Annotated in this window: 13 protein-coding genes; 2 read left to right on the plus strand and 11 right to left on the minus strand. The window is 50.9% G+C overall.

Going from position 1 to position 14815, the window contains the following annotated elements; all coding sequences use genetic code 11:
• Position 1: 1 nt before the first annotated feature.
• Positions 2–463 carry a SymE family type I addiction module toxin gene (locus tag MMW58_RS05970; protein WP_241722909.1) on the minus strand — a complete coding sequence of 154 codons (462 nt, stop codon included), beginning with the start codon at positions 461–463 and terminating at the stop codon, positions 2–4.
• 556 nt (positions 464–1019) lie between these two features.
• Between MMW58_RS05970 and MMW58_RS05975 the strand changes: the two genes are divergently transcribed.
• Positions 1020–1775, plus strand: coding sequence for a hypothetical protein (locus tag MMW58_RS05975; protein ID WP_241722910.1), 756 nt, complete (start codon positions 1020–1022; stop codon positions 1773–1775).
• Between the two features lie 588 nt (positions 1776–2363).
• Here the strand turns inward: MMW58_RS05975 and MMW58_RS05980 are convergent.
• The 5 genes from MMW58_RS05980 to norV form a co-directional block, all read right to left on the minus strand.
• On the minus strand, positions 2364–4694 hold the full coding sequence (locus MMW58_RS05980; RefSeq protein ID WP_241722911.1) for a YecA family protein: 2331 nt from the start codon (positions 4692–4694) through the stop codon (positions 2364–2366).
• 179 nt (positions 4695–4873) lie between these two features.
• A complete protein-coding gene (locus MMW58_RS05985; protein ID WP_241722912.1) occupies positions 4874–5902 on the minus strand; it encodes a DUF5677 domain-containing protein in 1029 nt (342 codons plus the stop codon).
• Between the two features lie 415 nt (positions 5903–6317).
• Entirely contained in the window at positions 6318–6542 is a 225-nt protein-coding gene (locus MMW58_RS05990; RefSeq protein ID WP_241722913.1) for a hypothetical protein, read from the minus strand.
• A gap of 601 nt (positions 6543–7143) precedes the next feature.
• Positions 7144–8277, minus strand: a complete 1134-nt coding sequence (norW, locus tag MMW58_RS05995; protein WP_241722914.1) for an NADH:flavorubredoxin reductase NorW — start codon at positions 8275–8277, stop codon at positions 7144–7146.
• Positions 8274–9725 carry an anaerobic nitric oxide reductase flavorubredoxin gene (gene norV / locus MMW58_RS06000; RefSeq protein ID WP_241722915.1) on the minus strand — a complete coding sequence of 484 codons (1452 nt, stop codon included), beginning with the start codon at positions 9723–9725 and terminating at the stop codon, positions 8274–8276. The genes norW and norV overlap by 4 nt, the downstream gene beginning before the upstream one ends.
• Positions 9726–9912: 187 nt before the next feature.
• Between norV and norR the strand changes: the two genes are divergently transcribed.
• Entirely contained in the window at positions 9913–11457 is a 1545-nt protein-coding gene (gene norR, locus MMW58_RS06005; RefSeq protein WP_241722916.1) for a nitric oxide reductase transcriptional regulator NorR, read from the plus strand.
• Here norR and gutQ read toward each other — a convergent pair.
• The 5 genes from gutQ to srlB all read right to left on the minus strand — a co-directional run bounded on the left by gutQ (position 11420) and on the right by srlB (position 14803).
• Positions 11420–12385: an arabinose-5-phosphate isomerase GutQ gene (gene gutQ, locus MMW58_RS06010; protein ID WP_133600339.1), complete on the minus strand. Its 966-nt coding sequence runs from the start codon at positions 12383–12385 to the stop codon at positions 11420–11422. The two genes, norR and gutQ, sit on opposite strands and share 38 nt — an antisense overlap.
• A complete protein-coding gene (gene srlR / locus MMW58_RS06015) occupies positions 12378–13151 on the minus strand; it encodes a glucitol operon DNA-binding transcriptional repressor SrlR (RefSeq protein WP_095098414.1) in 774 nt (257 codons plus the stop codon). Before srlR ends, gutQ begins: the two co-directional genes overlap by 8 nt.
• Before the next feature lie 68 nt (positions 13152–13219).
• Positions 13220–13579, minus strand: coding sequence for a transcriptional regulator GutM (gene gutM / locus MMW58_RS06020; protein WP_159874045.1), 360 nt, complete (start codon positions 13577–13579; stop codon positions 13220–13222).
• A 64-nt stretch (positions 13580–13643) separates the two neighbouring features.
• On the minus strand, positions 13644–14423 hold the full coding sequence (gene srlD / locus MMW58_RS06025) for a sorbitol-6-phosphate dehydrogenase (protein WP_095098409.1): 780 nt from the start codon (positions 14421–14423) through the stop codon (positions 13644–13646).
• Positions 14424–14440: 17 nt separating this feature from the next.
• Positions 14441–14803 carry a PTS glucitol/sorbitol transporter subunit IIA gene (gene srlB, locus MMW58_RS06030; protein ID WP_241722917.1) on the minus strand — a complete coding sequence of 121 codons (363 nt, stop codon included), beginning with the start codon at positions 14801–14803 and terminating at the stop codon, positions 14441–14443.
• Positions 14804–14815 lie beyond the last annotated feature (12 nt).

The raw sequence follows: 14815 nt of genomic DNA on the forward strand, positions 1-14815 counted from the left end.
GTCAGTCACGGCTTCGCTTCAGGCAATCATAGCCGGGCTTCTCCCGCCGGATGACCGGCAGGTCACCGGTATCGTTCAGCGCACCGGGAAACGTCTTGATCCACAAGTCCATTTTCTTCTTGCTGAAATGAGCCGCGCTTAGCCCTTCGGCACAACCGAACAGCTCCCGGCTGTTCTGGGCGGTGATCACAATGCAATCTGGCATCACTCTGATTTTTACCGGCATACCCGGCGTAAATCCGGCCTGCGAAAGCCAGTCCCCCTCGAGCGGGATATAGTCATGCCGCATACGGTCATAAAACTCCGTCCGGCTAAGCGGTTGCGGTGACTCCGCTGTGGATTTATTCTGCAAGTGCTTAACGGATTTTTTACGTTCCAGCTCGCAATTTTTACCACTCGTTTCTGATTCATCAGAATCTATTTTGGCAATAGCACTTTCTGGCTTAAAATTCTGCTCAGCCATATTCAACTCCTTGATAGTTGTCTGTGGTTAGCGGTGTGGAGGTGCTGGTAACACTTTCATACCGCGCTCTTTAAAAATCTTCCTGCTTATTCCATCCTTCCGTTATGACAGGTGAGGGGTTATCTGGGTTTATTTATTGTACTGTACTGAATAAAAACACAGTATATATTTCATGGGCAGTATTGATTATTGCGAAGGGGATTCAGGAAAGAATATAAAATCATGCAACGTTGCATTATTAATAGGAGTACACGGTTCTTTTGCCACGGGTAGCGGCATTGAGGGTATCTATCCCATGCCTTCTGTCAAGAATGGCGGGCTGATGAATACTTCCTTCCACCCTGGATACTGGGGCGAGTCAGATGGTAACGCTAAAGGGCAGCTATGAGTGAGGTGCGGACGTTCGCAGTTGCTTTCATTACTGAGGGGGTATTACTACCATCGTAATGTGTTGTTCAACTGGGAATATGCCAAAGCAATTGATTTTCACCTAAATGTATATAACTATTCTAAATGTTATTAAACGCTATTTTTAATATGTATATAAGGACAGACTATGGGTGATAAGTTTTCTCAAACTACAGTTACACAGTTAGCAAAGCGTGCGGGTTACATATGTAGTAACCCTAAATGTAATAGAATGACAATTGGACCTAGTAAAAATGTAGATGATTCCATTATTGCAGGTATAGCGTCACATATTCGAGCAGGTAGCGAAGGTGGGCCACGATATGACGCTAACCAAACTTCTCAACAACGGAAAAGTATCACTAATGGACTTTGGCTTTGTGGCACGTGTTCTTATATGATTGATAAAAATAATGGAGCCGATTATTCAGTCTCTCAATTGGAAGACTGGAAGAAACTTCATGAGGGAATGATTAAAGATGCACTTGAGGGTTCAAAGAGAATAATCTTTAGAATGCTACAGAGCACTCCTGGGGATTACCGTGCAGTTGAAGAAATTGTGACTATCCTTTCTGATAAAGGAATGCTTTTACTTCCTTATGACATGGAAAATCCTGAATACGTCTTACGCTCAGTAGAGGCGATGCGCAGAGATCTTGTAATTTTGGCAAGAGATTTAGATGCAAACTCGAAAGTGAAGATTATTACTGAATCTATGGCTAAGGCATGTCGTTCTTACATGAACCAAACATCCGTAAATAATGAGTTTATGAAAATAAATACTGCACTTGGAGCGTTCAGGAAGATTATTGGATTAAATCTAGGTGAGCTTTTAGATGTCTATGAAGTAGATCCAGTGAATGAAGAGTTGCTTAGTATTATTCCCAAGTTTTACACAAGCTAAGAATAGTAGATAGAAGCCCTTAGGGGCTTCAGATGGTATTTTAAAAATATTTAACGGTCACACTTACCCTTCTACTATATGAAATAATTGATTATTAACACGACATCAAAACACTTTTCTTTTACTACATTGTAAATTTTCACTCTCCTAATCAAGAGATTCTTATGCTTTGCTGGTGCGTTTTTGACACTGAGCGGACAAACTAGCGGAGCTGAGGGGAGACTGTGAGCGAAGAGCTGAAGTTTACATATCTGTCAAAGTGGCCAACTATTTCTATTCACTCAAGTTGTTGGTGGCTAGTCAGAGCTATGGGCAAACATTGCCGATGGTTACACAGTTGGCTGGTAATTAGAGGCTAGCTGGCTGATTTTTGTGATAATAGGAATAAATACAATATTTAACCAACTGATTTAAATGTGAATTTCCTGATTTCAAATTAAAGATACTTCCAAAAATATCCCCAAGCAGCTTACATTATAAAAAGAAGTCATAAAAGTTTAAACATTCAGCCATTAAAAATTAAATTCAACTTAAGGTTTGCGGTCAGAGAGACCATAATTTTGTCTCTCTGTAAGTAATTATTAAAATTCAACGGCCATGACACTTTTTATACTTTATTCCGCTTCCACAAGGACAGACTTCATTTCGGCCAACTTTACGGAAGGCTTCCTGTTTTATTGAAGCCATTATAAAATTTGAATCAGAACCTCTAGATTTCATTAATCGTTCAGAATCTTCGAAGATGTGAGAATTTTCATCAGTTTTCTCTTGAGGCACGAAAACGTTAATACCAAGTGCTTTGATGTATTTCCCTTCAGAATCTACTTCAACCATAACAAAATTATGCTTGGCACCTGCTTTAATATTCAGAGCCATAGCACTTGCTTTATCATTAATTTTTCCCCAGTTCATTTCATTCTCGGTATTTTGTATCCAAACAAACAAAGATTCGTCATCATTACCAATCAAAAAATAGCGTGCAGGATGTTTATCTAAACTATTACCTAGTTTCTGAAGCATCCTTGCGAGGATTGATCGCGTTTGTGCATCGTAGTTTCTAATGTGGCTGTCTACTGCAAGCCATCCCGGAGCACGAGTTGAATCAAGCGCTTCCAACAATTCTGTGACTTCCTTTGGAAAATCCTGTGTAGGTAACGGTTTGGTGTCCCAATCAAGCCCTTCAAAACTCGTATCAACGATACCACTCATACCATCCCAGAGAAGCATACTGCCTTTTTCTTTTTCCAGTTTTTCAATGCTATCCAAATCAAAGCGATTCTTAGTTATATATGAACCCAAGTGGTCAAATTCATCATAAAGAAATGCCTTGCTAACATTTGCGATCGCCTGCCTCACCTCCATGTAATGCAAAAATGCTCCAGGAGAAGGCAGAAAACGCTTCAGGACAAACAAATCGTCAATCGACATTGACACAAATCCATATTTATCAAGTAGAGGTTTGATTTGTGGTAATTGCTTGCAGAAAGATGAAAATGGAGAGAATGATTCAACAGTCAATCCGATAGGTAACATTACTCTATAATTCGAAGCTTTAACTCTACCACACTCTTTATGCTTACCATTTACTAACTGATAAATAATGACTTCATCTGCTGAGTTCAAATAGTTAAAGAACCGCTCACATTGTTTGTATGCTTTGATTACTAAATCCTGTACCGATTGGGCGTGTCGTTTGAAATCTGTAGCAGGTGAAGCAATCGTTGCTGCCGCACCAGCTTTAGCCTCTATAAGAAAAAGCACATCATCCATTAGTATTAATGTGTCATTTTCAGACCATTGATTTGTCTCTGGATCCTTATAATAGATCTCTTGATAAACATTAGCGGTAGGGAATTGTGCTCTCAAAATGTCATAGAATGCACCTTCACTCATTGTTTTCTGACGCTCTTCAAATTCCTTTTTATATTCAGGCTTTCGCTGCAAAAGATTATGTAGAAGAGCCCGATATCCAGCATCACGCATGAAGCACGGATCTACGGCATAATACCCGGCATCAAGTTTTATCAGAGGTTTTTTCCTTGCAGGAAGAGTTCTATAAGGAGTTCCAGAAAAATCACCTGCGGCAAAAAAATCCGTATCTTCCCCTCGTTCATAGGCCAAATCCGCTAGTAATTTGTCAGGTAAATTAGTATGAAGACTAACGTTGGTAATACCACCCCGGAACATATCACTAGCAGCTTGGCTAACAGATTTTAATTTTTCTCCGTTCTCATCCCTCCATGAATCCATAACCTGTTCTATAGTTTTTTTTTGTTGCGAAGCAATTTCTTGTACTGCTATAAATTGCTTCATCATTTCTTCTAAAGCATTTGTATGGCCTGTACGAATAGCATTGGCCATGGATTGAATGCCGTGAGCTATAACACTTCCACTTACCCCGTAGACTTCTTTTAAAACATCATCATGCACCGAAAGCACGTATCTATAAAATTCTTCTTCTAAAACTTGATAGCGGTTTCCTCTAAGCATTACCCATGCTGTTTTTGCATGAAACTCTATAGTCGACGTATCAGGCCCAAAAAAGCTATCTTTTGCTTCAAGTGAAGATGTTATCGCGTATTTCATAGCCTCATCACGTAACTCTCTACTCAGGCTAAACAAATAACTACATTTTTTCTCATCAAAACTCATTTCTTTAGGAGCAATGTCCGTCGCGAGCACGGCGTGCACATACTCAAGAAGGAATTGATTATCGATGAGAAAATCTTTGGTGCCAGAAGTATTTTTATCCTGACTATCTGAAGCCGCATCCTTCATGAACTGAGCATATATATATCCGATTAGGTCTTCAGGCGGCATACTTACAATAATAGCTCGCATTTCACATGCTAATATTTCCATTTTCTTCAGGAGTTTAACACCTGACTCTGCAACTTTTTTTTTACTTTCTGCAAACATTATGGGCATTCCCTCTCTATATAAGAAGATAACTGAATTCTACTACCATTTCACATATGCAACCCTGTGTGAGATCTAACTACAATAAGTTTTATTTTTTTAAGAACCAATAAACAGTGGATTACATGCTAAAAAAGAAAACATTAAATCCTCCACCAAGCTAAACACTTTACTGTTTTTTATCCACCACCGTTGTCAATTTTCAAAAATGCAGCCCCAATATCATCTGTATAATATTGAATTATTTTGGTCACTACAACATGATCGAGAGTGGGCTCAAGAGATAATAAAGTGGTGGTTATCTGCATTAAACTAATTGCAGTAGCATGGGCAGGATCAGTCATACCAGCATCACTATGGCCAACCAATAATATATCTTCAGACGAATGAGAAAGACCGAGTCTGTTTCTCATTGCTTTGGAACCAGTGTGTATATTTTGACTTGCCCACTTGTAATAGGGACGCATATGTTCTAATTGAACATCTTTTTCTATTGCACCGAAGCCTAATTTATTATGATGAGGAAAAATATAGGAGGCCCATCCATAATTATCTGAAAATTTCTTGCCGTATTTTTGTATTAATGAATCCAACTGCGCTTTACACCTATCAATATCTTCATTTTTAGGCCCCTTCGCTTGAAGTCTATGTTCATATTTTTTATGCTCAACCATCCCATGATAAGAATCTACTACATCATGGAGATAAAAACGCTTGGCGCATTCCTCACCATGTTTTGAAATAAACATAGCAGTTACATTGACTTCATGTAGGGCTCTCCATCTAGCATGTGCAGCATCTGCGAATCCGTGTTTCATAAGACATAGTATTTCTTGAGAAATCTGACAGGCTCTTGCGTGGTGTCTAACAACTATATCAAAGATTAAATTGTTATTTAAAGCAGCCTTTGGTCTGTAAAAATTATTGAATTCGGAACCAGATTCCGTGCATATAACTATCAATGTCTCTAACAAATCAAACCCCTCAGCCCATTTCACGAGATTTTTGTCCACGAAATCCTTCGAAAACGCATGATTTCTATTTAATATTTCTTCTGTTGACCCAATTAAAGAAGACCTAATAAGACCTGCCACTTGAGGTATTATATTATTTATCTTTCCTTCTAGATCGAAGTCATCTATTAATTCTGGCTGTGCCTCTAACAGTTCACCTATATTTTTTAAAAACATATTATGAAAAATTTCCATTTTGCACCAAATTTATATAAACAATTATGTTTAAATGAAAAAGATCACACAGTCTATCAAGAAAAAGTCATGACAATCATGCCTTGTAACCATAAATACGACCAAAAAAAATAATATCAAAAATCATCATGATTTTTACAAAGAATAAAATTGTACATCTGGTTTGTAAAAACTAACAGACTGAAGTCTGTAACTTAGAGGGCGTACAGTCAAGAATCCTAGCTGACGGAGATAGTGGGCGACAACTTTTGATAACTCACTACCTTCACCACCTTACTGACCTGTTCGCGGTTGATTAACGCATCGTTATGTAGCAATGTCCGCCCTTGACACTCATGTCACCTACACAACGGCACCCACCGAGGCCCACCTGGACCGTAAAATGTGTCTGTCCAGCTGTACCTGCCTGCGGCGTCTATCTCAGCAATACCTGAATCAGCTGAACGACGATATACACCGTCGCTGCCGCTTGTACTGCCCGGAACCCCCATCTGAGATAGCGCCATTGATGGCGTTCCCTGGCATCAGCGGCTTCAATAGCGGGGTCAGCGGTTTTTCTTTTCCTGGTCCGGAATTCATCGATGACCCACAGGATGAAAATAAAGATGATGAGGGTTTTCTGAAGAATGGGATTATCCACAAAGAGGGACTCCGGCCTACTCGCTGATAAAGGCAGAATAGATGAACCTCCTTCACGTAGCCACCACTAAATATAGGGGTAAAACTAATTCTCGTCCTGAAGGATTTTGCAGTGATTCTGTCCGTGGCAGGGCTGGCATCCAGGCGAGCGTAAGTCTGAGGGTACTCTTAATCTTTCACACACGTCTTTTGGCGTTAGCCCATTCACTTTGCGAAACCAGGCAGCAATGGACGCAATTGGTTGAACATTGTTACCAGATAAACATTTCTCATAATAAGCGGGCCGCAGTCGTCGTTGGTTCTGACACACCCTACGGGCTGTTAAACCAGGATTACAGTGATGAGAAAACAGCTTTTAAGCTGTTAAAGGAGGCTCGGATAATAAGCTGGTCTGGCTGAAGGCGCTCTGATAAACAAGCCGATAGCCCGAAGGGAAGCAGTGGCGCAGATAGCATCCTGGCCGTATACGATGGTGATGGTGTTGAGAGAGGGGCCGGATATACGAACGCAATATACCCCCGTTACACAACTGAAAAGATGGGTTGTATAACAGGGGTATCCATACGCGGGCAAGGCGTTGACGTCGCGACCCGGGAAAGCGCTTAGCTCACCAGCTGCTTCAGCAGCGCAAAGGCCTCTTTCATCCGGTCTTCGCTGACCACAAAGGCGCGCAGTCGGTTTTCCGCATCCATGCCTTTGGCTACCAGGCCGTCGTTGGCGGCCACGATATTCCACGTCAGGTCTTCGCGCCGCGTATCTCCGGCCAGATGCAGCGGGAGATCCGGGGTTTTCACCTTCACCAGCATCGGCGGCAGCTTCAGCTCGCCCGGCTGCTCCAGCAGATTTTTGCTCAGGCACATGGCGCTGAGCAAAATAGGCTGCAGGAACGGCAGCACCATGCCGTTAATTTCGGCGCAGTCGCCGAGGGCGAAGATTGCCGGATGGCTGCTGCGCAGGCGGCTATCGACCACCACGCCGCGGTTAATTTCAAGGCCTGCGCGACGCGCCAGGGCGGTTTCCGGGCGCAGGCCGGCGGCGGCAACCACCGCGTCAACGGTCACGCTGCGCTGACGATCGACGCTTACGCGGATGCCGTCAGCGGTTTGCTCCAGCCCTTCGAGCTGGGTTTTCAGCATCAGGTGCACGCCCATGTCGGTTAACCGATGCTGCAGGCGGCTGCTGGCTTCCGGCGGCATCAGCGTCGACAGCACGCTGGCGGAATTGTCGACCACCGTCACCGCTTTGCCGGCGCGGCAGAAATCCATCGCCAGCTCGCAGCCGATCAGCCCGCCGCCGACGATCAGCACGCGCCGCGCGTCGTGGAGCCGGGTTTGGGCGGCGCCGTATTCCCGCTGGCTGTTGAGGGTGAGCATCAGCTCGCGGCCCGGCACCGGCGGAATAAACGGCGCGGCGCCGGTCGCCAGCACCAGCTTGTCGTAGCGCCACTCGCGATCCTGGCTTTTGACCACTTTGCCCTCGGCGTCGATATCGCTCACCCGGACGTGGGGGAACAGGCGCAGATTATACTGCTCGGCAAACTCCCCGGCGGTTTGCAGGGTCAGATCCTCGGCGCTCTGACCGCGGCTGATGACGTGGCTGAGATCCGGTTTGTTGTACTCATCCATGCTGTCGGCGGCGATCAGCGTCAGCGGGATCTGCGGGTCCTGCTTACGAATATTTTTTACCAGCTGGCGGGCCGCGAAGCCCGAGCCGATGATGACGATGCCATCGCTCATACTGCCTCCGTTGCCAGAACGTCAAAGACATCTTTGCCGAGAGAGCACTCCGGGCACAGGAAGTTATCCGGCACGTCGCTCCACGGGGTGCCAGGCTGGACGTCCTGGTTCGGTTCGCCTTTCGCCGGATCGTAGATCCACTGGCACACGCTGCACTGCATTGACGGGCCGAGGTCGGCTGCAGCGGCGGTGGCGCAGGCGCAATCGCTCTGCTCAGCCGACGCTTTTTTATCGGCGCTGGCCGGCAGCGGGGAGAGGGCCCACTGGCGGGCGATTTCGCGGCCGTGCTCGCGGCAAATTTCCAGCGCATCCAGATCCGGGCGCCATTTCGCCTTCAGGCTCAGGGACATTTCAAAGCCGGCGTCCTGCAGGCGGGTAGAGAGGCGGTCAACCGCGCCGCCGCTCCAGCCGTGGGAGCCAAAGGCGCTGGCGTGTTTATTGCGAAAACGCAGGCCGGTCATCTCCTCCACCAGGCCGGCGATTTTCGGCATCATGACGTTGTTCATGGTCGAGGTGCCCACCAGCACGCCTTTTGAGCGGAAGACGTTGGTGAGAATTTCGTTTTTGTCGCTGCGGGCAACGTTAAAGATTTTTACCGCCACGCGCGGGTCGATGTCGGTGATGCCCTGAGCGATAGCGTCGGCCATCATGCGGGTGTTGTTGGACATGGTGTCGTAGAAAATGGTGATGCGGTCTTCCTGATAATCCGCCGCCCATTTCAGGTACAGCTCGACGATTTGCGTCGGGTTGTCGCGCCACACCACGCCGTGGGAGGTGGCGATCATATCCACCGGCAGGTTGAATCCGAGGATCTCGGTAATTTTCGGCGTCACCAGGCGGCTGAACGGCGTCAGGATATTGGCGTAGTAGCGCTGGCACTGTTCGAAGAGCTCGGTCTGATCCACTTCGTCGTTGAACAGGTGTTCGTCGCAGTAGTGCTGGCCGAAGGCGTCGTTGCTGAACAGCACCGCGTCGCCGGTCATATAGGTCATCATGCTGTCCGGCCAGTGTAGCATCGGGGTTTCCACGAAGATCAGCTGCTTACCGTTGCCGAGATCGAGGCTGTCGCCGGTTTTCACCACGTTGAAGTTCCACTCCGGGTGATGGTGGTGCCCGGTGATGGAGTCGATGGCGTTGGCGGTGCAGTAAATCGGGGTGTCCGGGATCGAGTTCATCAGCTCGGTCAGCGCCCCGGCGTGGTCCTCTTCCGCATGGTTAATCACGATGTAGTCGATATCGGCGAGGTCGATTTCGCTGCGCAGGTTCTGTACGAACTCGCGGCTGAATTTATGATCCACGGTATCGATCAGGACGTTCTTTTCTTCGCGGATGAGATAGCTGTTGTAGCTGCTGCCGCGCAGCGTTTTATATTCAGTTCCGTGGAAATCACGCACTTCCCAGTCGCGTTGGCCAACCCAATGAATGTTATTTTTAACCAGAATAGACATAGCAACCTCAATTAATTCAGCGTTTTCAAAATAAGATGTTTTGCTTATATCAAGCTGCGTGCCAACTTTTTAATATATTGATTTTGTTTGATTTATTATTTTTTACTAAAAGCGTTGATGTCAAAATGACAATGGTTAAAATAGTCGTTATGACTATTGTGATTGTCAAAATGACAGTGAGGCAGCGATGAGCTTTTCCGTAGAGGCGCTGGCGAAAATCGCCATTGATTTGCAAAGCGATATCGGCCATGCCGACCGCTTCCCGCGCCTGATTACCACCCTGCGGCAGATCCTCGGCTGCGATGCCTCGGCGCTGCTGCGCTATGAGGCGCATCAGTTTGTGCCGCTGGCCATCGACGGCCTCGCCCAGGACGTGCTGGGGCGGCGCTTTTCCCTCGAAGGGCATCCGCGCCTGGAGGCGATCGCCCGCGCCGGCGACGTGGTGCGCTTCCCGGCGGATAGCGACCTGCCGGACCCGTATGACGGGCTGATCCCCGGCCAGGAAAGCCTCAAGGTTCACGCCTGCGTTGGGCTGCCGCTGTTTGCCGGGCAGACGCTGATCGGCGCGCTGACCCTCGACGGCATGGACGCCGACCGCTTTGACAGCTTCAGCGATGAGGAGCTGCGGCTGATTGCCGCGCTGGTGGCGGGGGCGCTCAACAATGCGCTGCTGATCGCCCGCCTGGAGAACCAGAACGTGTTGCCGGAGCCGAGCGCGAGCTACCCGGCCGCCGACCGCCAGGAGATTATTGGCCTTTCGGCACCGATGCTGCAGCTGAAAAAGGAGATTGATATCGTCGCGGCATCGGATCTCAACGTGCTGATAGACGGTGAAACCGGCACCGGCAAGGAGCTGGTGGCGAAAGCCGTGCATCAGGGCTCGCCGCGCGCCGCCAATCCGCTGGTCTATCTTAACTGCGCGGCGCTGCCGGAAAGCGTGGCCGAGAGCGAGCTGTTTGGTCACGTCAAAGGGGCGTTTACCGGGGCTATCAGCAACCGCAGCGGCAAGTTTGAAATGGCCGATAACGGCACGCTGTTCCTCGATGAGATTGGCGAGCTGTCGCTGGCGCTGCAGGCGAAGCTGCTGCGCGTGCTGCAGTATGGCGACATTCAGCGCGTCGGGGACGATCGCAGCCTGCGGGTGGACGTGCGGGTGCTGGCGGCTACCAACCGCGACCTGCGCCAGGAGGTGGTCGAAGGGCGCTTTCGCGCCGATCTCTATCACCGGCTGAGCGTCTTTCCGCTGTCGGTGCCGGCGCTGCGCGAGCGGGATCAGGACGTGGTGCTGCTGGCGGGCTATTTCTGCGAGCAGTGCCGCCTGCGGATGGGGCTGGGGCAGGTGGTGTTAAGCAACGCCGCGCGGGCAAGGCTGGGCGCCTGGCCGTGGCCCGGCAACGTTCGCGAGCTGGAGCATGCGATTCATCGCGCGGTGGTGCTGGCGCGGGCGACCCAGGCGGGGGATGAAATCGTGCTGGAACCGCAGCACTTTCAGTTTGCCGGCGACGCACCGAACCTGCCGAGCGCCGCGCCGCCGGCGCCGACGCAGGCGCTAAACCTGCGCGAGGCGACGGAGTCATTCCAGCGCGAGGCGATCGCCCGGGCGCTGGCGGAGAATAACCGCAGCTGGGCGGCGGCGGCCCGCGCGCTGGAGCTGGACGTCGCCAACCTGCATCGGCTGGCGAAGCGTCTGGGGCTTAAAGAATCCCGGCCTGATAAAAGTTCTGCAGGTTAATCGCGCCGACCAGCTGGCCGCGCTCATCCACTACCGGGGCGGCGCTGATTTTGTGCTTCATCAGGCGCTCTTTGGCTTCAACCGCGCGGCTCTCGGCCTGCAGCGTCACGCCGCTGCGGGTCATCGCCCGGCTGACGGTATCCTCAAGGGTGCCGCCGCCCACCAGCCAGCGGCGCAGGTCGCCGTCGGTGAATACGCCCTCGACGCGGTTTTGCGCATCGCATACCGCCACCAGGCCGAGCCCGGTGCGGCTGAGTTCAAGCATGGCGGCCATCACGCTGGCGGTGACGTCAACGCGCGGCACCTCCTCGTCGCGACGCATCAGATGGTGGACTTTATTCAGCAGCCGCGCGCCGAGCGCGCCGGCCGGATGCGAGCGGGCAAAATCTTCTTCATTGAAGCCGCGGGCCTGCATCACCGCCATCGCCAGCGCGTCGCCGAGCATCAGCGTGTTGACGGTGCTGGAGGTCGGGGCGAGGTGCATCGGACAGGCTTCGCGCTCTACGGCAATATCCAGCACCGCCCTGGACGCCAGCGCCAGCGGGGATTTCGATTTACCGGTCATCGCCAGCAGGGGAATCGATTTTTCTTCCAGCCGGGGCACGATCAGGTCGAGTTCCTTCGCCCCGCCGGAATAAGAGATAAAGAGCATCACGTCGCGGCCGTCGAGCATCCCCAGATCGCCGTGCAGCGCCTCCGCCGGGTGGACAAAAAACGCCGGCGTGCCGGTGCTGGCAAAGGTGGCGGCCAGCTTTTTGCCGATATGACCTGATTTACCGATGCCGGAAACAATCAGTTTACCCTCGCAGTGGATGATGGTTTCCGCCGCGCGGATGAAGTCGTCGCCCAGGCGTTCAGGCAGGCGGCTCGCCTCCTGGAGCTCCAGCAGCAGGGTCTGGCGTCCGGCTTCTAACAGAAAGTTACTCATGATCTTCTCCAGTAATAATCACTTTGATGCCTTGCTCTTCCAGCGCCCGCTGGAACGTCGGGTCGATACCGGCATCGGTAATCAGCATATCCACGCTTTCAAGGCCGCAGACGATGTTTGGGCTCTTACGGCCAAACTTCGATGAGTCGGCCATCAGGATCACTTCCCTGGCGGCATTGCACATCGCTTTGCTGACGGTATAAACCTCGTTGAAGGTGGTAACGCCGGCGTTCAGATCGATGCCGTCGGTACCCATAAACAGCTTATCGAAGCTGAACTGCTCGAAGGCATTCTCCGCCAGCTGCCCGTGAAAGGAAGCTGATTTTTTGCGAAAGGTGCCGCCGGGCATCAGAATCGTTTGTTCATTGTCGAGCTCAGAGAGGGCGTTAACGATATGCAGGCTGTTGGTCATTACCGTGATGTTATTGAAGCGGCTGAGCAGGGGCACCATCTGTAGCACCGTACTGCCGGCATCGAGGATGATCGAGTCGCCATCGTGAATAAAGCGCACGGCGGCTTCGGCGATGCGCGCTTTCTTCGCGGTATTGATCAGCGTCTTATGATCGATAGGCGGGTCGCTTTCGTCTTTATTCAACACCACTCCGCCGTAGGTGCGAATGACGGTTCCGGCATGTTCGAGGGTCACCAGATCCTTGCGGATCGTCGTGCCGGTGGTATCGAAGTGTTGCGCCAGCTCTTCGACCGAGCATTTACCCTGCGACTGCAGATGCTCAAGAATAGCGGCCTGTCGCTGACGTGGTTTCATAGCGGTTACATCCTGCGTTTAAAGTTTCGATATGATAATTTCGCAAGATATTTACTTTTACAACGAAATTATACATGTTTCGGTTTAAGCGCTAATGATAGTGCATTCCGACAGAGCGGATCATGGGGAAAGATCATATCCGGCTGCAATTCCTGCAAAAGTTTGCCGTCAAGCGCCGGGATTTTTTGCGGACGCGCGAAGACGGTCAGGCCCTTCATCAGCAGCGTGCCGCTGATGCGGTCGTGTTCATCAACCGCAATGGCGACGATGGCCCGCGGCTTGAAGCGGCCCGCTGAGCGTCCCACGCCGACGCGGCCCTGCTGACAGAGTTTATCGAACTCGCGGTTAAAGCGGCGGATCTGCCAGCCGCCGAAGGCGAGCTGGGCGATCCAGGCGATGGCGGCGACGGTGATTAATGCGCTAACCATAAAATCTCCTTAAGGCGTGGCGTCGGGAAGAACCCGGATCGCGGCGCGACCCGGGAACCGGCGGTTAAAACATCACCTGCCCGCCGGTGACGTTGATGGACTGCCCGGTGCAGTAAGAGGCCTGCGGGCTGGCGTAAAACATCAGTACGTTGAGCACGTCCTGATAATCGCAGCCGCGCTTCAGCGGAACCTTGTCGACGTAGTACTGCTCGACCTGATCTTCGGCAATACCCAGCTTGTGGGCATACTGCGGCAGCAGAGACTGGAACATCGGCGACTTCAGCAGGTTGCCGAGCATCAGCGCGTGCACGGTAATACCGTACTCCGCCAGATCCAGCGCCAGCGACTGGGTCAGCCCCACGCCGCCAAACTTCGCCGCGCTGTAGCCGGAATTATGCTTGCTGCCCACTTTGCCGGATTTGGAGTTGATCTGAATGATGCGTCCCTGAATGCCGTCGCGGATCATCAGCCGTGAAAACTCGCGGGCGCAGAGGAAGTAGCCCACCAGATTGACCTGCAGCGAGCGGTCGAAGTCGCCCAACGCAAAATCGCTGATAAAGGCCGCTTTGGCGATCCCGGCACTGTAAACCAGCAGGTCCACGCGGGCGAATATCTCGTCCACGCCGCGGGCGAGCGCGACGACGCTGGCCTCGCTGGTCGCATCGGCGCCAAAACCGTACGCCGTCCCTTCGCCATACTCGGCGTTAATCGCCTGCGCCACGCGGGTGGCCTTATCGCTTTGAATATCAACCACCGCCACGCGATATCCTTGCGCGGCGAGGCCACGACACAGAAACTCACCTAAGGTTTGTCCTCCGCCGATGACAACAGCAACCTGACTCATAGTTCTCTCCTTACAGCTTAAGCAAAAAATTTCAGTACACAGCCGGGGGCGATTGCCTCCGGTACCGGGCCGGCCACGTGAACCGTCCCCGGAAACTCCGCCACGCGGTGGCCGTCGAAACGCAGCGTGATATGGCCCAGTTCGCGCAGATTCTGTTCCGCCACGTCGCCCACCGCAGTGACCGGGTAGCGCCGATCGCCCAGCTGGAGCTCCGCCCCCGGCGCCAGCGAGCCGACGAGCTCGCCGTGGTTGTGAATAAAGCAGTACTCTTCGATATCCGCCGACGCGCCCTCGCGGAAGGTAATCAGCATCCGATCCTCAAGCGCCATCGTCGCGCTGGCGCCGATATGCGTAATGGTGGTCTGGTAAATCACGGTCATCTTCAGGAACCT

This window comes from Klebsiella sp. HC6 (assembly GCF_022605325.1).
GTDB classification, from domain to species: domain Bacteria; phylum Pseudomonadota; class Gammaproteobacteria; order Enterobacterales; family Enterobacteriaceae; genus Klebsiella; species Klebsiella terrigena.

Bases quoted from the DNA above. Each gene is read 5' to 3' on its own strand.
- norV (WP_241722915.1), bottom strand. From the start codon at position 9,725: ATGTCTATTCTGGTTAAAAATAACATTCATTGGGTTGGCCAACGCGAC.
- MMW58_RS05975 (WP_241722910.1), top strand. From the start codon at position 1,020: ATGGGTGATAAGTTTTCTCAAACTACAGTTACACAGTTAGCAAAGCGT.
- srlR (WP_095098414.1), bottom strand. From the start codon at position 13,151: ATGAAACCACGTCAGCGACAGGCCGCTATTCTTGAGCATCTGCAGTCG.
- MMW58_RS05980 (WP_241722911.1), bottom strand. From the start codon at position 4,694: ATGTTTGCAGAAAGTAAAAAAAAAGTTGCAGAGTCAGGTGTTAAACTC.
- srlB (WP_241722917.1), bottom strand. From the start codon at position 14,803: ATGACCGTGATTTACCAGACCACCATTACGCATATCGGCGCCAGCGCG.
- srlD (WP_095098409.1), bottom strand. From the start codon at position 14,423: ATGAGTCAGGTTGCTGTTGTCATCGGCGGAGGACAAACCTTAGGTGAG.
- norR (WP_241722916.1), top strand. From the start codon at position 9,913: ATGAGCTTTTCCGTAGAGGCGCTGGCGAAAATCGCCATTGATTTGCAA.
- gutQ (WP_133600339.1), bottom strand. From the start codon at position 12,385: ATGAGTAACTTTCTGTTAGAAGCCGGACGCCAGACCCTGCTGCTGGAG.
- gutM (WP_159874045.1), bottom strand. From the start codon at position 13,579: ATGGTTAGCGCATTAATCACCGTCGCCGCCATCGCCTGGATCGCCCAG.
- MMW58_RS05985 (WP_241722912.1), bottom strand. From the start codon at position 5,902: ATGGAAATTTTTCATAATATGTTTTTAAAAAATATAGGTGAACTGTTA.
- norW (WP_241722914.1), bottom strand. From the start codon at position 8,277: ATGAGCGATGGCATCGTCATCATCGGCTCGGGCTTCGCGGCCCGCCAG.
- MMW58_RS05970 (WP_241722909.1), bottom strand. From the start codon at position 463: ATGGCTGAGCAGAATTTTAAGCCAGAAAGTGCTATTGCCAAAATAGAT.